Here is a 23,463-nt window from a genome sequence, read left to right as displayed (position 1 = left end):
TGGACGGGGGATTGGATAAGTAATTAAACGTCTTTTCTGTCCAAAAATGCCCATGCCACTGTATGTGCATCAAGATACTCTAATTCACTTCCCATTGGAATCCCGCGTGCAATGCGAGAGACTTTAGCGACTTTTGTTTTTAATATATCAAATAAATGCTGTGCTGTCGTTTGGCCCTCAGGCGTGAAATTAGTCGCCACAATTACTTCTTTTAATTCTGGATGATCGATTCTTTTCATCAGTTTTGAAAAATTTAAATCATCTGGTCCAATGCCATCAATAGGTCGGATTGCCCCCATCAACACATAATACAGCCCATGATAACCATGACTATTTTCTATCATATTCAAATCTGATGGATTTTCTACAATACACAATATCGACGCATCTCTTTTTGTGTCAGCACAGGTATGACAAATATCCCCTAGTGTAAAGTTATTACACATCTTACAGTGATTCAGCTGTTCTGAGGCAACATGGAGGGCTTGTGCAATATTATTTGCTTTATCTCGATGGCACAACAAATGATACGCCATTCGCTGTGCCGTTCGCTCACCAACCCCAGGTATGGTTTGTAATGCTTGAATTAACTTTTCCAAAGGGGTGTTTTTTTCTAACATTTTTATGCCAATTATCTTAAAAATTAGAAAGGAAATTTCATTCCAGGAGGCATAGGAAAGCCAGAGGTTACAGATGCCATCTTTTCTTCCGATGTTTTTTCTGCCTTTTTAACAGCATCATTAACCGCCGCTGCCACCAAGTCTTCTAACATATCTTTATCATCTGCAAGTAAACTAGGATCGATCTCTACACGTTTGACATCATGGCGACATGTCATCGTCACTTTAACTAAACCACCGCCAGATTGTCCTTCCACCAAAATCTCGGCTAAAGATTCTTGTGCTTTTTTCATATCTTCTTGCATTTGTTGAGCTTTTTTCATTAAGCCAGCAATTTGATTTTTCAACATAATTTTTATCCTTAAAAAAATATGGTTTATTTTATCAACATTAGTCTCATAAAACACAGCGAATAGATTGATGAACGTTTTAGACTTGCAAACCATGAGACTTGGGTCATCGCTGCGTTAAAAAACATCATTCACCTACTACTTGAATACTGGATTCAATTAACTCTCCATTAAACTGTTCGATTAATTCTCGAACAATCGGTGAACGTTTTGCCCACTCTACCGCTTTTTCCTGCTTGGCTTTTCTAGCCGCGACGTTTTTTGTATGAGCGGTATGTTCAACCTCAGCATGTATCAACACCACATTCAAAGGCGTTTGAAAATATTCTGTCAGTAACGTAGATAATTTTTGTTGTGTATCTTTTACTTGATTGCTTTCCCAATTTGCTTTGATATATATCGTTTTGTCTTGATACTTTTCCCACTCGGAATGTCTTAACAATTCAGATATAAAACTATTTCTAGGCAAGGACTGTGTGATACTTACCCAAGAATCAGGGGTCATATGAATAAGCTGTTCTTGAACATGAGCATTTGACTGTTCCACATCATAAGCACTTTCATTATCCCATTGTGCGGGATAATCTTGAAACGCATCTCCTGAATCAGCCCATTGATCCAGCATTTCAGTTGGAGCCGACATGAAAACATCATTCAAACCCTCTGAATCTGAGGATACCGCATTATCTTCTGTTGACGACAACACTTGAGTCACTGGCACATCCTGTGTTACCGGCGAAGTCGCAGATGGTTCAGTGGCTGGAGAAGCAGATGGTGTCGGTTTAGACGCTGCATTCTGTGTCACTGGCACATCCTGTGTCACAACCGAAGTCGCAGATGGTTCAGTGGCTGGAGAAGCAGATGGTGTCGGTTTAGACGCTGCATTCTGTGTCACTGGCACATCCTGTGTCACAACCGAAGTCGCAGATGGTTCAGTGACGGGAGAGGCAGATGGTGTCGGTTTAGACGCTGCATTCTGTGTTACTGGCACATCCTGTGTTACAGGCGAAGTCACAGATGGTTTAGTGGCTGGAGAGGCAGATGGTGTCGCTTTAGACACTGCATTCTGTGTCACTGGCACATCCTGTGTTACAGGCGAAGTCATAGATGGTTCAGTGGCTGGAGAAGCAGTGACGACTTGCTCAGAAACTACTTTTTCCTTTGTCGTTAGAGAGTGGCTGGGGATATCAATGTTTTTTTTTTCGATATTCGCACTTTCCATCAATGACAACATTCTTAAAATGGTCATGACAAAACCAGCGTACTCATCGGGAGAAATCGTTAACTCTGAACGTCCATGAAGTGCCACGCTATAACATAACTGCAAAGCATCTGCAGGGAATACTTTTGCAAACTCAATAATCGCCTCACGCAAAGGTTCAGATTCCGACGTGGAACCTGGTAGTCGTTGTTCCACAGCAATCAGCGAAAACAACTCAGCCAAATCTTCTAGCGTATTCGCATATGAAAAGCCTCTTAATAACAGGTCTTTGGCTGTTTGAATCAAAAGATGTGCATCTTGTTCTAATAATCCTTTGATAAATTGGGCTAAGTAAGTTTGATCAATTGATCCAAACATCTCTTGGATCGATTGTTGGGTAATATTTCCCGAGCTATAAGCAATCGCTTGATCAGTTAAAGACAAGGCATCACGCATAGATCCAGCGGCTGCTTTGCCGAGTAATCTCAAGGCAGGTAATTCAAATGTTATCCCCTCTTGGGTTAACACATTTTGCAAATACGGTACGATTGCCTCAACAGGCATTTGTTTCAAGTTAAATTGGAGACAACGTGATAACACCGTAACAGGGATTTTTTGAGGATCGGTAGTCGCTAAGATAAACTTGACATGTTCAGGTGGCTCTTCCAATGTCTTTAACATGGCATTAAATGCGTGGTTCGTTAACATATGAACCTCGTCGATCATCAATACCTTGTATCGGCCTTGGGTCGGGGCGTAAAGTGCTTGTTCCAGAATCTCTTCAACTTCTGAAACACCTCGATTAGACGCTGCATCGAACTCCAAATAATCGATAAAACGTCCCTCATCGATCTCTTTACATATTTCACACACCCCACATGGCGAAGCGGTCACCCCTTTTATGCAATTTAACGATTTAGCCAAAATGCGGGATAATGTTGTTTTACCTACTCCTCGAGTTCCAGTAAATAGCCATGCATGGTGCAATCTTCCTGTCTCTAAAGAGTTCGTTAACGCACGCACCACATGTTCTTGTCCCACCAAACTAGAGAAATCTTTTGGTCTCCACTTTCGAGCTAATGCTAAATATGTCATATCACCTACCGCATATATGAAAAAGTGAGCCTTACTTCGTCACTAAGTCTGCACGGCTATGGCTGCTTCGTTCCCGACCTGACCAGGTTTACCGCCGACCCATGCAAAGGGGCCCACTTTTCTATTGTATCAAATATTCTGACTTGGTGGCAGAAAGATACAAAATATTAAATGAGTTCATTAGTACTTACCCTAGTTTTATTGCGTTCATTAGGTAAGGGGCGTATAGTAATTATCATCTCTTTATATACAAGGAATTTTTATGCCTGATATTAACTATCTTCCATTAATCGGCATCCTCATTATTATCGTCGGTTTTATCCTAAGATTTAATGCAGCAGTGGTCGTTGTCAGTGCCGCATTATTAACCTCCTTATTAGCAAAAATTAATCTTCCAGATGCTCATATTTTGGATATTCTCAGCACGACTATCAGCAAAATTGGAAGTGATTTTGTCAAAAACAGAAACTTAACCATGATTGTCGTCTTACCAATTGTGGTGATTGGAATTTTAGAAAGAAATGGACTCAAAGAACGAGCCAAACACCTTATTTCCAAGCTAAAGTCTTTTACCACTGGCCGACTATTATTATTGTACCTAGCTGTACGTGAACTGTCAGCCGCACTAGGTTTAACGGGGCTAGGCGGACATCCCCAAATGGTGCGTCCTATCATTGCCCCCATGGCTGAGGGAGCCACCACCAACCATCACGGCACCCCACCCAAATATGTTAGTGATCGCATTCGTGCTATGAGTGCAGCCACCGATAATGTGGGCTTATTTTTTGGTGAAGATATTTTTGTGGCCTTTGGTGCCATTATTCTGATGCAAACAATTCTTGAAAATGCCAATATTCACGTATTACCGTTGCATATTGCTTTTTGGGGTATTCCTACTGCGATTGCCGCCTTTTTGATCCATGGCACACGTTGTCTCATGATGGACAAATGGATTGCAAAAGAGTGTCAGAAAACCACTCAATCCGCTAACCTCCAAAAATAATCAAAAAGGAACTTCATCATGAATGCACTTTTAACATTAGATCATTTTTATATTCTAACTGGCATCATTCTTGCCCTGATTGCACTATTTAGCTTTTTAGATAAACATCACCCAAAAAAATGGGGGAATGGCTTGTTCTGGTTATTATTAGCCGTGTTGTATGTTTTTGGCGATGTCATTCCTTCTTTATATGCTGGATTGATCGTGATCTTCATGATCGTTTTGGCAGGTTGCAAACTGATGGGCGTTGGCAAATACCACGAATTAAGCGAACAAGAACGTGAAGCTAAATCACAAACGATTGCTAATAAAATTTTTATTCCTGCTTTACTCATTCCTTTTGTGACACTGATTTTGGCACTCGGTTTTTCGCACTTAACTTTGTCAGGTATTCCTCTGATGCAAAGTAAACCTAGTAGTGCACCGACCTTAATATCATTGGCTTTGGCATGTATTATCGCAGCGATAGTGGCCTATTTTCTTACAAAAGAAAAACCCACCCAATACATCCATGAATCCAGACGCATTCTAGATTCTATTGGTTGGGTGATTATTTTGCCTCAGCTTTTAGCGGTATTAGGTGGTGTATTCAGCGATGCAGGTGTTGGACACGCCGTCTCTCACCTTATCACGAACTTTATTGATATGGGACATCCGTTCATCGCTTCGGCTATCTTTTGTTTAGGAATGGCATTATTTACCATTATTATGGGTAATGCATTTGCCGCTTTTCCAGTGATGATGGCAGGTGTGGGGATTCCTATTTTGATTGGTGATTTAAATGCAAACCCCGCTATCATTTGTGCAATCGGCATGTTTAGTGGTTATTGTGGCACGCTTTGCACGCCAATGGGTGCGAACTTTAATATTGTTCCCGTTACATTATTAAACTTACCGAGTGAATTTTCAGTCATTCGTATGCAAATCGGAACGGCCATACCCTTGCTGATTGTTAATATCTTCCTTATGTATTTCCTTGCCTTTACGTTCTAAAAATGGAGAATGCTATGTCCAAAACAATTTTGATTACAGCATTTGAAAAATTTGGAGGCGACCCCATTAATGCCTCTGAGGAAATCATTCGTCATCTCGAACAAAAGCAAATACAAGCGTATGACATCCAAACGCGGATTCTGCCTTGTGTGTTTGACAAAAGCATCCAAGCCTTAGAAGCCCATATCCAGACGCTAAAACCCGAGATCGTAATTTGTCTTGGGCAAGCGGCTGGAAGAGTCGGGATTACGCCAGAAATGGTGGCTATTAATATAAACGATGCACGTATTCCTGATAATGAGGGCGTTCAGGCGATAGGTACGCCTGTCATTCCTAATGCCCCCAATGCTTACTTTAGTCGTTTGCCTGTGCGATCCATCGTGCAGGCACTTCGACAAGCGAATATTCCCGCCTCTTTATCTTATACAGCTGGCACTTTTGTATGCAACCATATCTTTTATGGACTCATGAATATGGTGGATCGTTATCAGATTCAAAAAGCAGGATTTATCCATATTCCTTGCCTACATGAGCAAGTTTCTCACCAAGCACAACCTGTGTCCAGCCTATCTTTAGCCACACTTCTAGATGCCATGAATGTCATTCTACATACGACCATCACTGTGGATCAGGATACATTGGGAGCAATGGGTTCCAGCCATTAATACATCACACACTCTCTTTTTGATCACCCAAAAGGAGAGTGTTTTATTTATATTCCACTCCAGTTTTGCTAGCCCACTTACTGGTACTTATCCAACCAAAAACACCAATAAACACGGCGATAAAGAACATGATATATAAACTGATGTGCATCGCCTGAGGAAACTCTGTTTGAAAATGAGCAGGATCGACAGCATGTTCCGTTAAGGTACCAAACAAAGCAACGCCTAAAGCACTACCAAACATCCTTGATACACCTGCCATAGCCCCTGCTGTTCCTGATTTTGAACGAGGCATACCAGAGACAGCACTATTTGTAATCGGTGCATTGACCGCTCCACTGCCCACGCCCAAGCATGTAAAGGCCAATACAATCCACCATAATGGGGTACTCATACTGATATGAGCAAGCATGGCATACCCCATCGCCATAAACAATCCTGATATTAACAAAGGTTTTCTAGGTCCTGTATTGGCCACCATTCTGCCCGAAAAGATAGGTACCACAAACATCATAACAGCTTGAGGGATCATCAACATGGCCGCATGAAGAGGACTTAAATCTCTAACTTTTTGCAAATACAAAGTAATTAAAAATCCAAAACCTGACATACAAGCAAAAGCGACCACGGCCGTCAACATGGCATTAGAAAAAGGTATGCTTTTGAAAAAACGTAGATCGAGCAAAGGATCACTCACTTTTAATTCCACGACTAATAAGGTTAAGAAACTTAATGTCGCGACAGCAAACCCTACTACAATCCAAACACTATCAAATCCTAATGAAGTCACTTCAATAATGCTAGCAATTAAGCTCACCATAAATATCATGACGAGCATTTGTCCCCAGAAATCAAAACGCCCCACTTTATCCGATTTAGAATCAGGCACAAAAATAATCGTTAATAAAATAGCCAACAGCACAATAGGAATATTGATCCAGAAGATACTCTCCCATCCCCAAAAACGCACGAGAAAACCACCTACTATTGGCCCCACCACAAAAGATAGACCAATCGTCGCTCCCCATACACCAATTGCTTTTGCACGTTCTTTAGCATCTGTGTAAATATTAGAAATAATGGCCATGGCTACTGGATTTAAGGCACTACCGCCTACCGCTTGAAGAATCCTTGCCATAATCAATCCCTCAATGCTTTGAGCCAAAGAACACCACAATGATCCCACACCAAACAAAATCAAACCTACCAAAAAAACAGATTTTCTACCCAAACGGTCGGCCATTGAACCAGAAAAAATCAGCAAACTAGCCAATGTCAACGTGTAGGCATCCACTACCCACTGCAGATGGGATACATTTGCGTTTAATTCAGTTTGAATACTAGGTAAGGCTAAATTAACGGCCAATGTATCAATACCTGACATAAATAAGGCCGTACAACAAATCAACAAAATACCAAAACGATGTCTTGAAGTCATAATGAGATTATCCAAAAAAAATAACCCTGTTTCTCTCGAACGAGGCAGGGTATATAGGGGAAAGTATGCTTTTTATTATAGCATAGACATTTATTGCTTATTCAACTAGTTTTCAATAAAAGACGATAAAACAAGAGATTAAATTAATTCGATAGCTTAACGTTACTATTTATTTTTTGAACACACTCACGCCATCGATGTTATGTAATGGATTTGACCGTTTAAAAACCTCCCAGAATAAGGAGGCTAAACTCACGCCATCGATGTAATGTAATGGATTTGGTCGATAAGCGTGAGTGGTTAATCACATCAATTCACGGCGTTATTCATAAAATTTCACGCCAATTTGAATACGTTCACGACCTTGCGAACGGCGATGACGATTGGTGTCTCTTAATGAGTAAACACAGCCACAATATTCTTGTTGATAAAAATGTTCTCGTTTACTAATCTCAATCATTCTGGCCGATCCACCTTTTTTGCGCCAGTTATAATCCCAGTAAACCAAGCCTGGATAACGTGCAGCGGCTCGATGACCGCAACCATTGATTTGATTCATATCTTTCCAACGACTAATGCCCAAAGAACTCGTCAAAGTATCAAAGCCGTGTTCATGTGCATACAAAGCCGCCCGTTCAAAACGCATATCAAAGCATACCGTACAACGTTCCCCTCTTTCAGGTTCATTTTCCAAACCTTTAACGCGTTCCATCCAATTATCTACATCATAATCCGCATCGATAAACTCGATACCATGCTTTTGGGCAAAACGAACATTCTCTTCTTTACGAATTTCATATTCTTTCACTGGATGAATATTGGGATTGTAAAAATAAATCGTATAGTCGATGCCAGAAGCCAATAACGCTTCCATCACCTCACCCGAACAAGGGGCACAACAAGAATGCAATAATAATTTTTTATGTCCCTCAGGTAATACTAATTTTTCACGATTAATCATCGTCACATCAGGCTTTGCGTCAGGATTTGCTTGTGTTCTAACGACCGTATGAATAACCTGATCTTCTCCAGCTTTTCGTTCAGACATATACTTTCAACCAATATTGATAAAGATTTGTTCAAAAATTTAAGGGCTTATTTTAACGCAGTTCTGTCACACGTTCACTTTTAAGATCAAAACACCCCTGCTTTCACCACTGTATAACGGTTTTTTCAACTTCACCCTATCATGATTTTATTCAGAATATTTGTTTTTTTAAAACAGCCTTTTTTCATACCACATCCCCATCATCGCTTCTTTTATGGGTTTGCGTTAGAAAAAAACTCCCGCTCTGTTTATACAGATAACGGGAGCGTGATGAAGTCGAAAAAAGAATGCTTAGAATGGCAATCCGTACATCAAACCACCTTTGTTATACAAGGCATTCTGTCCACGTTCTAACCCTAGCGGACTATTCTTGCCGACATTACGGTCAAAACTTTCACCATAATTTCCTACTTGTTTAATGATGTGATAAGCCCATTTTTCGTCTAGGTTAAGGTTCTTACCCAATCCAGGTGTTACGCCAAGAAAACGTTTAATAGCAGGATTAGCACTATTTAACTGAGTGTCCACATTTTCACTGGTCAATCCCAATTCTTCAGCGTTAATCATCGCTTGTAACGTCCATTTCACTACGTTATACCACTCATCATCACCTTGACGAACGAAGGGGCCTAAAGGGCCTTTTGAAATCACTTCAGGCAACAACTCATACATCGATGGATCGGCCATACGAGAAACTCGAATAGACGCTAATCCTGAGGCATCCGTTGTAAACACGTCACATCGTCCGTTTGCAAATGCTGCAACAACATCGCTAAACTGATCAAATACAACAGGCGTATATTTCACGTTATTCGCCCTAGCCCAGTCCGACATATTGCTTTCATCAGACGTTCCGTTTTGCATACAAACTTTTGCACCACTTAGGTCTTTAGCACTATGAATATCGTTTTCTTCTTTGAATTTCTTTTCAATCAAAAAGCCTTGACCATCATAGAAATTAATGCCCGCAGACATAATACCTAAGCCTGTGTCACGTTGTTGGGTCACCGTGGTGTTACGTGTCAACACGTCAACTTCACCTGATTGTAAGGCTGTGAAACGTTGTTGCGAATTCAATGGTACCACTTTAAATTTATTCGCATCACCTAATGTTGCCGCGGCAATAGCTTTACATAAATCAATATCTAAACCTGTCCATTCACCTTTGGAATTAGGTCCAGAAAACCCAGCAAATCCAGTCGTTGTGCCACACACCACTTCGCCACGTTTCTTAACATTATCTAATGTACCTGCCTGAGCGGTTGCTCCCAATCCAGATACCACCGTGAACATCGCTCCCAGTGCCATCAATCCAAACTTTTTCATCATATCTCCTAAGATTCAAGAAACATTTACCTAACATAGCACCATGAAGCAAAAATTGCAATGATAAATTCATCCATTGAACAGTTTTTTATCTTTTTTTCATGCTCAGTTTGGCAGCACTTTATACTTTATATTAAAATCTTAATAGTGCTTATTTTTTAATCATTCCTATGCAACACAATCATCACGAACATCACCATCATTCACACCACCATAACAGCGATGCCAAGCATCTTTTAATCGCCTTTTTTATTATTTTAGGATTTATGGTGGTAGAGTTTTTAGGCGGTATGATCGCTGGTTCATTGGCCTTATTAGCCGATGCAGGTCATATGTTAACCGATGCACTTGCCTTGGGAATCGCTTATTTTGCTATCAAAATAGCCAACCAACCCGCCAATTCCTCTCATAGCTTTGGGTATATGCGAATCGAAGTAATTAGTGCCTTACTCAATGCCTTGACATTAATTGGTATCGTGATTTGGATTATTTATGAGGCCATTTTGCGTTTTTATGCACCCAAAGACATCATGACTCACACCATGATGATTATTGCTGTCACGGGTATGATGGTTAACATCTTTGTATTATGGTTCTTGCACAAACGAGATACCGATCAGATCAATATCAAAGGGGCGATTTTACACGTTATTGGCGATCTTTTAGGTTCAGTGGCGGCGGTGATCGCGGCCATCGTTATTCAATTTACGGGATGGACCTACATCGATCCAATTTTGTCCATTTTTGTGGCACTTTTGATTCTAAAAAGTGCTTATAGCTTATTAAAAAGCACCTTACATATCTTGTTAGAAGCTAGTCCTCAAGACCTTAATATCGACGAAGTCAAAGCCCAACTTTTAGAAAAAATTGATAATCTTCAGCACATCTCCCATATTCATATCTGGAGTATTACATCAGGAAAAAACATCGCCGTTATCCATGTAAAACCCAAAGCGTACGAACATTTACCTGAATTATGCCATCAAATAGAAGCCTATCTCGAACATGAATTCCATATCGTTCACACCAGCGTTGCAATCGATTGGGAAACGCATACAGACTGTGTATTCAAACATCATTAAGATAAATGCGCAGATGTGAGGTTGAGGGGGAAAAATAAGAGTTCATATCGTTCACACCAGCGTTGCGATCGATTGGGAAACGCATACAGACTGTGTATTCAAATATCATTAAGATAAAGGCGGAGATGTGAGGTTGAGGTGGAGAAATAAGAGTTCATATCGTTCACACCAGCGTTGCAATCGATTGGGAAACGCATACAGACTGTGTATTCAAACATCATTAAGATAAATCTTAAATTCCCGTAATTCTATACCATACTTCAGTATCAAAAAGATTTTTTGTTATGAATATTAACAAAAAATCTTTTATTTATTTTATTTAGTATGGTACAATATATAATAAATTGTAACTTCAATATCTACCATACAGAATAAAGATGATTAAGCAACTGTACCCATTACCTGATGTTGGTTTAAGAAAGCAAAAAACGAAAAGTGGCATATACCTCTATAAACGAGGAAAGTGTTATCGAGATGAGAATAAAAAAGTTAAAAGAACGAATGACACGTTGATTGGGAAGTTAGATGAGGAAACAGGGTTTCTCATTCCCAATAAAAATTATTTTGTTATTTTTGATAAGCCAATGCCTAAGACACACAAACTATCTAACGAGTATTCGACGGGATATGTGAGTTGTTATATGAACATTTTTCGTCAACTTGGGATTAGCGATATTCTTTTAAATATATTTGGAGACGAGGGCGAATTAATTAGTCATCTGGCTGGTTATATGGTGCCTGAAGGCAATGTTATGGAGGGGTTTAAGGACTGGGCACAAGACCATAGAATACCTGAGAGATTTCAAAAAAATTCACAAAGGTTAAGTGAATTTTTTGAAGGTATTATGCCTGTCGACATTGAGGAGTTTAAAAACAAGTGGTCAAACTCTAAATGCTTTAATTCAGCGTTTTACGCTTATGATGTGACCAGCATTTCATCTTACAGTGAGAATATTGATGAGCTAGAACTGGGGTATAACCGAGATAAGGAGCTGTTAAGGCAGATTAATCTCTCTGTTTTATTAGATCGTAATGTTCATTTACCATTACTGTATGATTGGTATTCAGGCAGTCTGAATGATAAAACCTACCTGCCTTATGCGATTGAAATGATGCAGGATACTATTGATAAAAAAATCAGTTTGGTGATGGATCAAGGGTTTCATCGAAGCGAGACATTTAAAGATCTTGAACGTAGAGGCATTGAGTTTCTGACACTTTTACCGTCGAATTTAAAAACGTATGATGATTTAATCGATAAGTGTAACGCCATAGGTTTTAAGCACGTCGATAGACTCAGTAACCCACAAAAAAGAGCGAAAACGCTTGATATCACGCTTCAAGGGTTAAAGTTAAAAGCTCATGTGATTAAGGATCAGGATTTATTCAATCAGCAACTGGTTAGTTTTTATAACGACCTAGATAGAAAGGAACAGGAATTAAAGCTACTACAAAAAACCAAGAAACTCGTTAGACCAGGGTTGACGGCATTATTTAACGTCACACAGTCTAAAGACCTCGATCTGGCGTATGAGCCCAATAATGAAGCCATTGATCTAGCGATAAGTCGATTAGGATTTATTGTTCTCATTACCAATCATCCATCATTGGATGCGGAAACGGCATTACACGTGTATCGAAAAAAGGGGCTTATCGAAAAAGCGTTTGATAATTTAAAAAATGGTCTAGACTTTAGTCGATTACGTGTTCACTCAGGCGATAGAGTGGAAGGTAAGTTATTTATAGGGTTTATTGCATTAATCCTTAGAATGCACATGATTCATTGCTTATCGAGTCATGAATTAACTAAAAATATAGGATTGAAAAGAAGTATTAAGGAGCTGAAAAAGATTAACACCTATAAAGGAAAACTGAGATCGACCACCGCTCCACTAACCAAAATGCAGAAAAATATTTTAACAGCGTTAAATATTACTTTATAAAAAGCAATCCCACCAACTTTAGTTGGTGGGATTGTTGTGAGGTATAAAAAAGCGGGAATTTAAGATAAATGCGGAGATGTGAGGTTTAAGGAGAGAAAAAAAGAGAGATTCTGGGGTTCGATGAAGAAATAAGAAAGGATATATAAATATGGCATGGTAAATACCATGCCATTTTCTTTATTCTGCTGTCGTTTTACGTACCAATTTTTCTTTAATACGTGCAGACTTACCAGAACGATTGCGTAAGTAGTACAACTTAGCACGACGTACATCACCACGACGTTTTACTTCAATAGAAGCAATAGTAGGTGAGTACAATTGGAATGTACGTTCTACCGCTTCGCCTGATGAAATTTTACGAACGATGAAAGAAGAGTTTAAACCACGATTACGCTTCGCAATAACCACACCCTCATAAGCCTGAGCACGTTTGCGGTTACCCTCTACTACGTTTACGTTTACAACAACTGTATCACCTGGAGCAAAGTCCACTACAGGCTTACCACCTGTTAAACGTTCGATCTCTTCTTTTTCAAGTTGAGCAATTAAATTCATTTTATATACTCCTTTATCATTCGCAGCCGATAACAATAGTCACTTTTATAACCCGATATAAAAGCACCTAGGAACTTCCTAGAAAGCTGCCAGAGGATAAAACGCTAAATTTTAAACAAAAAACCCTTAAAAATCAAGAAAATTTTATGACCCCTGTCGCTTTGTTTATTTTTAACTGTATCAAAAAAGACACTATTTTTTTGTACAGTACAAAATACTATTGATTTATACAGCTGTTTTAATGTACAGTATTAAATATACAAAAACACATTTTTTACTGTTTATAAATGAGGTATATGATGTCTGAGATCCGTGAAATGTTTAAGAACTTTGACCTTAGCGACTTTTTGGCTGTATTGTCATTATTTGCGTCTTTACCTGTTTGCTTGATTGTATTGAGCTGTTTAACCCATCAGTAAAACGATTCGATCATCATCACTGACAATCTTATCTCTTTGATAACACCGTCCATACCGTGATGATCGACGTTGTTTAACGCTTCAGTAAAACGATTCGATCATCATCACTGGCAATCTTATTTGTTTGATAACACCGTCCACACCGTGATGATCGATGTTGTTTAACGCTTCAGTAACGTTTTTCGCCTTTGAGCAATTATCTCTTTTAAACAACACCAAAAGAAACGCCTCATGTTAGTGTTCTTTTTGTTACTCTACGGTAATTACTCACTAACATGAAGCGATTAGTTGTCTTACGACCCTAAGCCAGAATCAACTTTCTGATCGTGTCCGTTCATTTCTCTACACATCTGCAATAAATGAATAGTGATACGGACTTTTTACTCTCCTCAAGTAGATTTCCTCTACTTTCTCCTATATCCCTTACTTACCTAAGCATTTATTCTAGCGGTAAAGCGGTATCATTACGTTGCTTACCGTTTAATTGTTGATGAGAATAAGTGCCGTCCCCAATTTCTGTTTCAGCTTGTTGCTTCACTTCTCTAAGCATCTGCATATAAAGATTTTTAGCGTGATCTAAAAAAGTAATCATCACGGAATTCATCGAAGCAATTTGAAACTGCTCAAAATTCTCTTTCTCACCATTTAAATACTGTCCTTGTTCCGCAATGTATCGCTGATATTCTGCAAATGCAGCAAAACATTTTTCCAAATAAATACTTAACGTGCCATGATAACTTGTATGGTATGTATTGATAATATCCTTCAACACCCCCAAATTAAACACAGGATTTTCTGCTTTCGCCTCTTTCTCCAAGACGATCTGCAACAAAATGTGTTTAGTAATATCTTCCCCAGTTTTTGCGTCAACTACCTTGACTTCTTCCCCGCCTACGATCGTATTACCAATATCTTCTAAAGTTACATACCCCTTTACCGTAGGATCGTACAAACGACGATTAGGATATTTTTTAATGTGTCTAACACGCATACTCATAACTACTACTCCAGAGTCCGTGATTTTTACATCACAGCAAATTAATACACTTATACAGGAACAACCAATATGTGTAATATTGCTGTGCTCCCTCCTCTTGGATGCCTATCCTGACATCTACTTAATGAAGAATTGTCAAATGATACAAGTTTTGGGGTGCATACATAAAAATATAGACACTTACAATCCATTGAATTCACACAAAAAACCGAGAATTTTTATCGGGAATTCAACCTATATTCAAAATTTAATTTCTTCTATGGGTAAGTGTAAAAGCATTTATTTTAAATAACAAGAAAAATACCATTTATTACTTTGAATTTTAAAACGCCCCCGATCAAAACAATAAAATACATTTATACTTCAATCAGTTACGTAAAAAATAAACGCCTGTTGTTTTTTATACATAAAACAACACTTTTTAAATAAAAAAATAAAACTTGTTCCCATCTTTTCTTATTTTGAACGTACCAATGCTTCAATGCCAAATCATGCAAAGCACCGATAAACACCCACCACACGATGCGAACGTATCTACGACACCAATCGAATGACGGTTAATTCACGTCCGCACGGATGGCCTCGTCTCCATGAGTAAAATTGAGGATCTTGATAGGTATCTTCAATGCCAGATCATGCAAAGCACCGATAAACACACCCCCACACGATGCGAACGTATCTACGACACCAATCGAATGACGGTTAATTCAAGCCCGCACGGATGACCTCGTCTCCATGAGTAAAATTGAGGATCTTGATAGGTATCTTCAATGCCAGATCATGCAAAGCACCGATAAACACCCACCACACGATGCGAACGTATCTACGACACCAATCGAATGACGGTTAATTCACGTCCGCACGGATGACCTCGTCTCCATGAGTAAAATTGAGGATCTTGATAGGTACACAGATCACTTAAAAAAACGCGACTTGATACATGTGTCAATATTTTATGTTTCGCTATTCCTACCAAATCAGCATAAAACTTGTCTTTCACATCTGGATGTTTTTTAAAATATAAGTGATATTCGCGGTTTTCTTTTACAAACGCATCGTAAACATCCTCACCCACTTCAAAACAAGATTGAGAAATAGCGGGCCCCACCCAAGCATCAATTAAGGTATCAGCACTTTTTTGCTTCATCAAATCCAATGTATTTTCCAGCACTCCCGCCGCTAGTCCACGCCAGCCCGCATGCACCATACCGATACAATCTTGGCTGGCCAATGCAATGGGTAAACAGTCCGCTGTCAAAATACCCAATGCCACGTCTTTTCGTGTTGTCACCATGGCATCGGCTTCTGGCCTTGTTGCCCAATCATACGTAAACTGACCTTTTTCCTTATCCACATCAAAGACATGATGCCCATGCACCTGTTTGACCAAACATATTGGCACACCTAATTCTGCTTCGAGTTTTTGGTAATGGCTGCTAATTCTTTCTATCTGGTCACCTGAATGCCAGCCCATATTAAACCCTGCAAAATCATTTTCTGTGGCGGGTTCCTGCACGCATTCTTGAGGCCCATATCTTTTGGTGGTAAAACAACTCGCCTGTTTTATCGTCCAATTTGCCCACACTCGATTAATGTCGCTCATCTTATCCCCCGCTTATTTACTGCCACTTAATATTATCTATCACAGTTTGCATATCGTTGGGAATATCCGCCTCAAACGAACATATTTGTCCATTTACTGGATGTAAAAAACGTAATTGATAAGCGTGTAACATTTGTCTATTAGCTTGAGCGATACAACGTCCTGCATATAACGTATCGCCTAACAAACTATGTCCTAGACTAGACATATGTACGCGGATTTGATGCGTTCTACCTGTTTTAAGTTGACATTCTATTTTTGATACAGCCATATCTTCGCAAATACCATGCCCCACCGTCTTATAGTATGTCCATGCTTCTTTAGGAGCGATAGGATGTTGACTACTCATTTTTACGGGGTTTCTAGGATCGCGTCCAATCGGCAAACTGACCTCTCCCTCTGAATTGGTCACACCATGCACCAACGCCAAATATGTACGCCCCACTGTTCGAGCTTGCAATTGTCTTACCAAATCTGTTTGGGCCGTTAATGTGCGTGCCACCACCAGCAAACCCGATGTATCCTTGTCCAAACGGTGAACAATGCCTGCCCTAGGAATACCGCTTAACTCAGGAAACTGATATAACAATCCATTTAACAATGTTCCACGCCAATTACCTGCACCTGGATGCGTCACCAACCCTACTGGCTTATTCACCACAATAAAATCATCATTAGCCTCAATCACCTCAAACACCACGTTTTCATCAGGTTCAAATGCCATTTCTTCTTCACTCATTTGCTCTTGAACCCAAATCACATCATCTGGACCAACGATTTGTTTTACTTTTGCTTCTTTTCCATTGACCAGAACCGCTTGCATTTCAATCCATTTCTGCAATCTTGCACGCGAAAATTGAGGTAATAAACGTGCAAGCACCTTATCTAATCGATCAGGCACCTCATCAATAGACAAGCGGAACTCATGCTCATTATCGTCTATATTTATTAATTCTTGAGATATTGTTTTCAATGTAATCCATTCCTTTTTTTGCTTATAATAGGGACAATAGCAATTTTATATTATCGTTAAAATTTTTCCTAACTATGACAAAAAATTTTTCAAAACTACTATTGATCATGGGTTGTGGTTTGGTTTTGGCTGCTTGTAGCACGACTGACAAAACTCAAGCATTACTGAATGTCCCTGCTGAACAACTATATCAGGATGCTCAAGAAGCACTTCGTAACAAAGAATGGGGAACGGCTCGCACAAATCTTAAAGCTATCCAAAACTTTTACCCTTATTCTAACTATGCACAACAAGCACTCATCGATCAAGCCTACATTAACTGGAAAGATGATGAAGTAAAACAAGCATTGGTGGATATTGATAACTTTTTAACCTTATATCCATCTAATCCTAATGCTGACTATATGCTGTATTTAAAAGGGTTAATCACGTTTACCTCTGCAGGTAACTTTTTAACAAGCTGGGTAGGACAAGATCCCTCTGAACGAGATCCTAAAGGTTTACGTGAGTCTTATATTGCGTTCAACACTTTGGTTACCCAATTTCCAAATAGTAAATACGCACCTGACTCTCACACCCGCATGAAATGGTTAGTTCAGACACTTGCTGATCATGATGCAGGTGTTGCCGAATATTACTACAAGAAAAATGACTATGTCGCTGCGATCAATCGTGCTCAAGACGTATTGAAAAATTATTCTGGTGTTCGTGCTTCTGAAAAAGCCCTATACATCCTTATCTTGTCTTATCGCAAGTTAGGACTAAAAGAGATGGAAGAAAATGCTCAAGCTGTATTTAACCAGAATTTCCCTAACTCTGTATTCCCTCAACAGGGATTAGATAAGCAAAGAAGTTTCTGGGACTATTTCAAACCATCTTCTTGGTTTAATAACTAAATATAAAACATGAAAACTGGTTCTTAGTTGAACCAGTTTTTTTTACCCATTTCAAACTACTTATCCAGTCATGCCCTCTAAACCCACGTATTTACCAGCTTCACACAGCTAGCCATATCGAACTTCATCTTTTCGTTTTATGACAAAGCTAACTATTCTTACAACCCGCATCCTCTAAACCCACGTATTTACCTACTTCACACAGCTAGCCATATCGAACTTCATCTTTTCGTTTTATGACAAAGCTAACTGTTCTTACAACCCACATCCTCTAAACACGTGTGTGTAGCTGGCTCGACAGGGATTTATTGTTCAGATTTCTTTTGAGAATTGATAAAAAATTCTAAGGCACTTGAAGCCGTATCAAGTCGTTTAAATGGAGGCAAATCATCCATGATTCTCAAGCCATAGCCCATTTTGACTAAACGTTTATCACCAATCACTACCAAACCATAATCCAATTCCGTACGAATCAACCGACCCACACCTTGTTTTAAAGTAATCGTCGCGTGAGGTAGTTGTATCAAATTAAAAGGATCTTTATCCTCTTTTTTCATCTTATCGATTCTGGCTCGTAAAACGGGATCTTCTGGAGAAGCGAAAGGAATTCTATCAATCAATAATAGGGTCAATATATCGCCAGGGAAATCCACTCCCTCCCAAAAACTAGCACTGCCTATCAGCACCGCATCTTTCTTTTCACGGAATAATTGTAATAATACCGCCTTACTTTCTTCTCCTTGAACCAATACTTCTCGACGAATATTTTTAAGACGAAATCCTTCACGTAATTTATCAGCATAAAATTTCATTTGTTTTAAAGAGGTGCAAAGAATCATCGTTCCCGATGGATTGTTCACGATAAATCTCCAACACATTCTTAAAAACTCAAGCGAATAATTTTCTTCTTTAGGGCTAGGCAGATCCGTGGGGATATAAATGCCTGCCTGTCGCTGATAATCAAAATTAGAGGGGTAGATCGCAAATTGAGTGTTTTTATCTAAGCCAATTTCATTGATAAAGTAATTGGCATTCCCCAATACTGACAACGTGGCTGAAGCAAAGATCCAGCTTTGATGTTCCGCTCTGAAATTTGAGAAAAAGCGGATATCCGATGGTACAGAGTGAAACTCAAGATCATATTCTTTAGATTCTTTATTTTTTGGTTTCGTAATTTTTATCCATTTTATCAACTCTTCATTTTGTGAGACAAACGTATTCAGTGCCAATACAATGCCTTTTCCTATCTGACAAAATCGTTGTAGTATTTCCAAATCAGGATCGATTTCTGCCTTTTCATCAGCGGTAGGACGATGGTTTTCCGATATATCTTCTAATACACTAAGATGAGCCTTACACAGCATTTTATAGAAGCTTTCGACATTCGTAGAAAAATTCACCACATCTTTCATAAAGGATTCATCATCCAATAAAGCATTCTCCAGCCCCACTTGTTCTGTTCGGATGCGTAAATTAAAACGACTAGTTATCTCGTAAACAGCATTAACAATGTCACTATATTCTCGAGCATCAAGCAACTTTTCTCGTTTAATTTTTTTATAGGATTCATCAAATTTTAAAAACCATGATCGAATGTCTTGTAACGACGTATGATCGCCAAATAAGGTTCTAATATTACCTGGTAATTTATGCCCCTCATCAAATACCACCACCTCTTTAGGAGGCAAATAATCTACCGTTAATCCTTTATATTTCAACGCGAGCGAAATAACAAACATCGCATGATTCACAATCAACACATCGCTACTTTCCGCCTCTCTTCTAGCGTTCGTCACATGACATTCTTCATACTGAGGACATTTTTGGTACAAACAAGTTTCTGTCGTAGCGGTGATTTTTTTCCATATTGGCGACGTTTCCGAAACCCCCTCGCAATAGGTAATGTCGCAATGATATTTTCCCAAATTAGCAAATGCCTTAATTTTCTTGTATTGAGGCATTTCCTCTTTAAGGATTCCCTCTGATTCGTATAACTCAAATAAGTATTTACATAAATAATTGGATCGTCCCTTAAAAACACTTGCTGTAAAGGGTCTTTTTAAAATTTTTCTTAATGCTGGAACATCTTTTCCGAATAACTGATCTTGCAAAGCTTTAGTGGCGGTAACCACCATCACTTGTTTGTTTTGTAACAAAGGAGGTACCAAATACGCTAATGTTTTCCCTGTTCCCGTCCCTGCTTCCACCAATAATATTTCATTATTGGCAATCGCTTTATCAACATTACAAGCCATATTGACTTGACTCGTGCGGACTTGATAATTGGGGATAGACTGAGCAAAGGAGCTTGTCTCTAAGAACACTTTTTTCACATCTGACATAATCTATACCCATCCAAACAAATAGTCTCAACCTCAAAATTATACCTGTATTATTTTCAAGAATAAAAGGCTAAATGCCCTCCTACTTCGTTTAAAATATAACGCCTCTGTTTCTCTTTTTACATTCTCATCACCCCATCGCTGCGTCTCCCTCATTTATCCTCCCTACCACACTCTTATCAACAAAAATACATCCACACGCATTTATCACCGCCTCATCCCATCCATCTTTACATCCCTCATTTACCATCCCTACCTCAAACACACGCTTGTCAACATAAATACATCCACACGCATTCATCATCGCCTCATCCTCCCCCCATCTCCACACGCATTCATCATCGCCTCATCACATCCATCACAACTTACTCCACCTACCTTTTTATCCGCATCGCATCACATGGTTAAAACAAGATTTTGCCGTGATTCGATCCACTGTTTTTTTGCACCAATTTCAATAGTCACTTTTTATTTATCGATAATATAAATCGGTTAAAATATTGGGCTTTCTATTAAATAAACCGATAACCATGACAAAAAATATTGATGAACATCGTATCATTCAGACTCTTTCACAAAAACTAAACAAACCTGCCCACCAAATTCAGGCAGCCGTCAATCTTTTAGATGAGGGAGCTACCGTTCCGTTTATTGCTCGTTATCGTAAAGAAGTCACAGGCGGTCTAGATGATGCGGTTTTGCGTGAATTAGAAGTTTCTTTGCTTTATGTTCGTGAACTCGAAGAAAGACGTATCAGTATCCTAGAATCTATTCGTAGCCAAGAAAAACTAACGCCAGAACTTGAAGCTGCCATCATGCAGGCAGATAATAAACAGCGATTAGAAGATTTATACGCTCCTTACAAACCAAAACGTCGCACAAAAGCCCAGATCGCCAAAGAAGCAGGTCTAGAGCCATTAGCAGACGCGATTTTATTAGAAAACACAGATCCCCAAACATTGGCTCAAGCCTACTTAAACAACGATATTACGGATGTAAAAATGGCTTTGGATGGAGCAAGAGATATTCTAGCGGAACGTTTTTCAGAAAATGCTGATTTAGTGGCCACAATACGTGAATACTTGAGCAAACACGCCTTTCTTTATTCCACTCTTATTGAGGGCAAAGAAACAGAGGGCGATAATTTCAAAGACTGGTTTGACTTTAAAGAAGCGGTTAGCACCTTACCCTCGCACCGCATTTTGGCGATGTTACGAGGCAGACAACAAGGTGTTTTGGATTTGAGAATCGGTTTAGAAAGTAGTCTAGAAGAACAACATCCTCATCCTTGTATTGAAAAAATTGCCGACTTTCTAGATCTGGATACGGATTTTACGCTTGAAGCTAGTCCTCGCCAAAAGTGGCTGTCAGACTTATCAAGATGGACTTGGCGAGTTAAGTTATTGACACTTTTTGAAACAGAAATTATCGGTCAATTACGTGACAAAGCAGAAACAGAAGCGATTAAGGTATTTGCAGAAAACTTAAAAGATTTGTTATTAGCTGCTCCTGCTGGCCATAAAGCAGTTTTAGGGCTTGATCCGGGCATCCGTACGGGGGTCAAAGTCGCTGCGATTGATAAAACAGGTAAGTTGCTGGAAACCACGACCATCTATCCTTTTGAACCCAGATTAGACAAAATAGGATCGATGCAAACTCTAGCACACCTGATTCAAAAACATCATATTGAGCTTATTGCTATCGGCAATGGTACAGCGTCTCGTGAAACAGAAAAATTAGTATCAGAATTATTGGCTGCTTTACCCAATTGTGAGACTAAAAAAGTCGTAGTATCTGAAGCAGGCGCCTCTGTGTATTCAGCATCAGAACTGGCCTCACAAGAATTTCCTGATCTAGACGTAAGTTTAAGAGGAGCCGTATCGATCGCACGACGTTTGCAAGATCCTTTGGCTGAATTAGTAAAAATTGAGCCTAAATCCATTGGTGTCGGCCAATACCAACACGATTTAAACCAAAGAGAACTAGCTCGTTCTTTAGATGCCGTCATTGAAGATTGCGTGAATGCGGTGGGGGTTGATGTCAACACCGCTTCAGCTGCTTTATTATCACGTGTATCAGGCTTAAATGCAGGATTAGCGAAAAACATTGTTTCTTGGCGTGATGAAAACGGTGCATTTAAAGATAGAAAAGCGTTAATGGCCGTTCCTCGTTTTGGTGCCAAAGCTTTTGAACAAGCAGCAGGCTTTTTAAGAATTTCTGGTGGAACGAATCCTTTGGACCAATCGGCTGTACACCCAGAAGCTTACCCCGTTGTCTCAAAAATTCTAGACAAAATTCATCAAGACATCACCTCTGTCATTGGGAACAAAGAAGCGTTGAAAGGCTTATCCCCCCAAGATTTCACAGATGAAAAATTTGGATTACCTACGGTAAAAGATATTTTCAATGAGCTTGAAAAACCAGGCAGAGATCCTAGACCTGAATTTAAAACAGCTAGTTTTAGAGAGGATGTTCACACGATTGACGATCTGAAACCAGGCATGATTTTAGAGGGTGTTGTCAGCAATGTCGCGAATTTCGGTGCTTTTGTGGATATTGGCGTTCATCAAGATGGTCTGGTCCATATTTCAGCTTTATCCAATCACTTTGTTCAAGATCCTCGTGAAGTCGTTCGCACAGGTCAACTGGTCAAAGTGAAAGTGTTGGAAGTCGAACCTCAGCGTAAACGCATTGCATTAAGTATGCGTTTGGATGATGATACTTTACCTAGTTCACGTTCTACACGTGGCCCATCCTCCGCTCGTCAATCTTTTTCATCTTCTAAGAAAGAGATGGCACCTCAAGGAGCGATGGCGGCGGCTTTTGCTAAACTACGTAAATAAACAGCTGGCAAAGTTTTACGTGAAAGCTTTGGTTTTCTGTGAAACTTTGCTGCTTTGGTTTAAACTATTAT

General features: G+C 39.3%; 19 protein-coding genes and 1 other RNA gene. 8 read left to right on the top strand and 12 right to left on the bottom strand.

Annotation, left to right across the window (positions count from 1 at the left end; translation table 11 throughout):
* Positions 1-23: 23 nt before the first annotated feature.
* The 4 genes from recR to ffs form a co-directional block, all read right to left on the bottom strand.
* The gene (gene recR / locus IX83_RS01850; protein ID WP_038498538.1) at positions 24-620 is read right to left on the bottom strand and encodes a recombination mediator RecR; all 597 of its coding nucleotides are present in this window, start codon (positions 618-620) and stop codon (positions 24-26) included.
* Between the two features lie 23 nt (positions 621-643).
* Positions 644-970 (bottom strand): YbaB/EbfC family nucleoid-associated protein, encoded by a 327-nt coding sequence (locus IX83_RS01845; RefSeq protein ID WP_038498535.1) that lies wholly within the window; start codon positions 968-970, stop codon positions 644-646.
* Between the two features lie 127 nt (positions 971-1,097).
* Complete coding sequence (gene dnaX / locus IX83_RS01840; protein WP_038498533.1) at positions 1,098-3,266, bottom strand: DNA polymerase III subunit gamma/tau; 2,169 nt, start codon at positions 3,264-3,266, stop codon at positions 1,098-1,100.
* 20 nt (positions 3,267-3,286) lie between these two features.
* Positions 3,287-3,384: signal recognition particle sRNA small type (gene ffs / locus IX83_RS08770), an RNA gene on the bottom strand.
* A 144-nt stretch (positions 3,385-3,528) separates the two neighbouring features.
* Here ffs and IX83_RS01835 point away from each other — a divergent pair.
* Genes IX83_RS01835 through pcp form a run of 3 tightly spaced genes read left to right on the top strand, consistent with a single transcriptional unit; the run spans position 3,529 to position 5,927 of the window.
* Complete coding sequence (locus tag IX83_RS01835) at positions 3,529-4,269, top strand: DUF969 domain-containing protein (protein ID WP_038498530.1); 741 nt, start codon at positions 3,529-3,531, stop codon at positions 4,267-4,269.
* A gap of 18 nt (positions 4,270-4,287) precedes the next feature.
* The gene (locus IX83_RS01830) at positions 4,288-5,262 is read left to right on the top strand and encodes a DUF979 domain-containing protein (protein ID WP_038498527.1); all 975 of its coding nucleotides are present in this window, start codon (positions 4,288-4,290) and stop codon (positions 5,260-5,262) included.
* A gap of 14 nt (positions 5,263-5,276) precedes the next feature.
* A complete protein-coding gene (gene pcp / locus IX83_RS01825; protein WP_038498524.1) occupies positions 5,277-5,927 on the top strand; it encodes a pyroglutamyl-peptidase I in 651 nt (216 codons plus the stop codon).
* 43 nt (positions 5,928-5,970) lie between these two features.
* Here the strand turns inward: pcp and IX83_RS01820 are convergent, their stop codons facing one another.
* From IX83_RS01820 to IX83_RS01810, 3 genes are all read right to left on the bottom strand, one after another.
* On the bottom strand, positions 5,971-7,365 hold the full coding sequence (locus tag IX83_RS01820) for an MFS transporter (RefSeq protein WP_038498521.1): 1,395 nt from the start codon (positions 7,363-7,365) through the stop codon (positions 5,971-5,973).
* Between the two features lie 322 nt (positions 7,366-7,687).
* Complete coding sequence (locus IX83_RS01815; protein WP_392387054.1) at positions 7,688-8,326, bottom strand: epoxyqueuosine reductase QueH; 639 nt, start codon at positions 8,324-8,326, stop codon at positions 7,688-7,690.
* 378 nt (positions 8,327-8,704) lie between these two features.
* Positions 8,705-9,739 carry an amino acid ABC transporter substrate-binding protein gene (locus tag IX83_RS01810; RefSeq protein ID WP_038498518.1) on the bottom strand — a complete coding sequence of 345 codons (1,035 nt, stop codon included), beginning with the start codon at positions 9,737-9,739 and terminating at the stop codon, positions 8,705-8,707.
* Positions 9,740-9,909: 170 nt separating this feature from the next.
* On the opposite strand from IX83_RS01810, the gene IX83_RS01805 reads away from it, so the two are divergent.
* On the top strand, positions 9,910-10,821 hold the full coding sequence (locus IX83_RS01805) for a cation diffusion facilitator family transporter (RefSeq protein ID WP_038498515.1): 912 nt from the start codon (positions 9,910-9,912) through the stop codon (positions 10,819-10,821).
* A gap of 377 nt (positions 10,822-11,198) precedes the next feature.
* A complete protein-coding gene (locus IX83_RS01800; protein ID WP_038498512.1) occupies positions 11,199-12,764 on the top strand; it encodes an IS1634 family transposase in 1,566 nt (521 codons plus the stop codon).
* A 177-nt stretch (positions 12,765-12,941) separates the two neighbouring features.
* Here the strand turns inward: IX83_RS01800 and rplS are convergent, their stop codons facing one another.
* Positions 12,942-13,319, bottom strand: coding sequence for a 50S ribosomal protein L19 (rplS, locus tag IX83_RS01795; protein ID WP_038498508.1), 378 nt, complete (start codon positions 13,317-13,319; stop codon positions 12,942-12,944).
* Positions 13,320-13,615: 296 nt separating this feature from the next.
* Here rplS and IX83_RS09110 point away from each other — a divergent pair, with 296 nt between their 5' ends.
* Positions 13,616-13,738, top strand: a complete 123-nt coding sequence (locus IX83_RS09110; RefSeq protein ID WP_269077394.1) for a hypothetical protein — start codon at positions 13,616-13,618, stop codon at positions 13,736-13,738.
* A 439-nt stretch (positions 13,739-14,177) separates the two neighbouring features.
* On the opposite strand, the gene IX83_RS01790 is transcribed toward IX83_RS09110, so the two are convergent.
* The 3 genes from IX83_RS01790 to IX83_RS01780 form a co-directional block, all read right to left on the bottom strand.
* Complete coding sequence (locus IX83_RS01790; protein WP_077315905.1) at positions 14,178-14,735, bottom strand: polyhydroxyalkanoate synthesis repressor PhaR; 558 nt, start codon at positions 14,733-14,735, stop codon at positions 14,178-14,180.
* Between the two features lie 823 nt (positions 14,736-15,558).
* Positions 15,559-16,338 (bottom strand): peptidoglycan editing factor PgeF, encoded by a 780-nt coding sequence (gene pgeF, locus IX83_RS01785; RefSeq protein WP_051919055.1) that lies wholly within the window; start codon positions 16,336-16,338, stop codon positions 15,559-15,561.
* A 16-nt stretch (positions 16,339-16,354) separates the two neighbouring features.
* Positions 16,355-17,311, bottom strand: a complete 957-nt coding sequence (locus IX83_RS01780; RefSeq protein ID WP_143244829.1) for an RluA family pseudouridine synthase — start codon at positions 17,309-17,311, stop codon at positions 16,355-16,357.
* 74 nt (positions 17,312-17,385) lie between these two features.
* On the opposite strand from IX83_RS01780, the gene IX83_RS01775 reads away from it, so the two are divergent.
* Positions 17,386-18,207, top strand: coding sequence for an outer membrane protein assembly factor BamD (locus IX83_RS01775; RefSeq protein WP_038498505.1), 822 nt, complete (start codon positions 17,386-17,388; stop codon positions 18,205-18,207).
* Between the two features lie 305 nt (positions 18,208-18,512).
* Here IX83_RS01775 and IX83_RS01770 read toward each other — a convergent pair whose 3' ends face one another.
* On the bottom strand, positions 18,513-20,549 hold the full coding sequence (locus IX83_RS01770; RefSeq protein ID WP_038498502.1) for an ATP-dependent DNA helicase: 2,037 nt from the start codon (positions 20,547-20,549) through the stop codon (positions 18,513-18,515).
* Positions 20,550-21,079: 530 nt separating this feature from the next.
* Between IX83_RS01770 and IX83_RS01760 the strand changes: the two genes are divergently transcribed.
* Positions 21,080-23,392, top strand: coding sequence for a Tex family protein (locus IX83_RS01760; protein WP_038498496.1), 2,313 nt, complete (start codon positions 21,080-21,082; stop codon positions 23,390-23,392).
* Positions 23,393-23,463 lie beyond the last annotated feature (71 nt).

The organism is Basilea psittacipulmonis DSM 24701 (genome assembly GCF_000743945.1).
GTDB classification, from domain to species: domain Bacteria; phylum Pseudomonadota; class Gammaproteobacteria; order Burkholderiales; family Burkholderiaceae_B; genus Basilea; species Basilea psittacipulmonis.
This window is presented reverse-complemented; position numbering and strand designations above follow the sequence as displayed.

Excerpts from the sequence above, each read along its gene's own strand:
- recR (WP_038498538.1), bottom strand. The coding sequence starts at position 620 with ATGTTAGAAAAAAACACCCCTTTGGAAAAGTTAATTCAAGCATTACAA.
- IX83_RS01845 (WP_038498535.1), bottom strand. The coding sequence starts at position 970 with ATGTTGAAAAATCAAATTGCTGGCTTAATGAAAAAAGCTCAACAAATG.
- dnaX (WP_038498533.1), bottom strand. The coding sequence starts at position 3,266 with ATGACATATTTAGCATTAGCTCGAAAGTGGAGACCAAAAGATTTCTCT.
- IX83_RS01835 (WP_038498530.1), top strand. The coding sequence starts at position 3,529 with ATGCCTGATATTAACTATCTTCCATTAATCGGCATCCTCATTATTATC.
- IX83_RS01830 (WP_038498527.1), top strand. The coding sequence starts at position 4,288 with ATGAATGCACTTTTAACATTAGATCATTTTTATATTCTAACTGGCATC.
- pcp (WP_038498524.1), top strand. The coding sequence starts at position 5,277 with ATGTCCAAAACAATTTTGATTACAGCATTTGAAAAATTTGGAGGCGAC.
- IX83_RS01820 (WP_038498521.1), bottom strand. The coding sequence starts at position 7,365 with ATGACTTCAAGACATCGTTTTGGTATTTTGTTGATTTGTTGTACGGCC.
- IX83_RS01815 (WP_392387054.1), bottom strand. The coding sequence starts at position 8,326 with ATGATTAATCGTGAAAAATTAGTATTACCTGAGGGACATAAAAAATTA.
- IX83_RS01810 (WP_038498518.1), bottom strand. The coding sequence starts at position 9,739 with ATGAAAAAGTTTGGATTGATGGCACTGGGAGCGATGTTCACGGTGGTA.
- IX83_RS01805 (WP_038498515.1), top strand. The coding sequence starts at position 9,910 with ATGCAACACAATCATCACGAACATCACCATCATTCACACCACCATAAC.
- IX83_RS01800 (WP_038498512.1), top strand. The coding sequence starts at position 11,199 with ATGATTAAGCAACTGTACCCATTACCTGATGTTGGTTTAAGAAAGCAA.
- rplS (WP_038498508.1), bottom strand. The coding sequence starts at position 13,319 with ATGAATTTAATTGCTCAACTTGAAAAAGAAGAGATCGAACGTTTAACA.
- IX83_RS09110 (WP_269077394.1), top strand. The coding sequence starts at position 13,616 with ATGATGTCTGAGATCCGTGAAATGTTTAAGAACTTTGACCTTAGCGAC.
- IX83_RS01790 (WP_077315905.1), bottom strand. The coding sequence starts at position 14,735 with ATGAGTATGCGTGTTAGACACATTAAAAAATATCCTAATCGTCGTTTG.
- pgeF (WP_051919055.1), bottom strand. The coding sequence starts at position 16,338 with ATGAGCGACATTAATCGAGTGTGGGCAAATTGGACGATAAAACAGGCG.
- IX83_RS01775 (WP_038498505.1), top strand. The coding sequence starts at position 17,386 with ATGACAAAAAATTTTTCAAAACTACTATTGATCATGGGTTGTGGTTTG.
- IX83_RS01770 (WP_038498502.1), bottom strand. The coding sequence starts at position 20,549 with ATGTCAGATGTGAAAAAAGTGTTCTTAGAGACAAGCTCCTTTGCTCAG.
- IX83_RS01760 (WP_038498496.1), top strand. The coding sequence starts at position 21,080 with ATGACAAAAAATATTGATGAACATCGTATCATTCAGACTCTTTCACAA.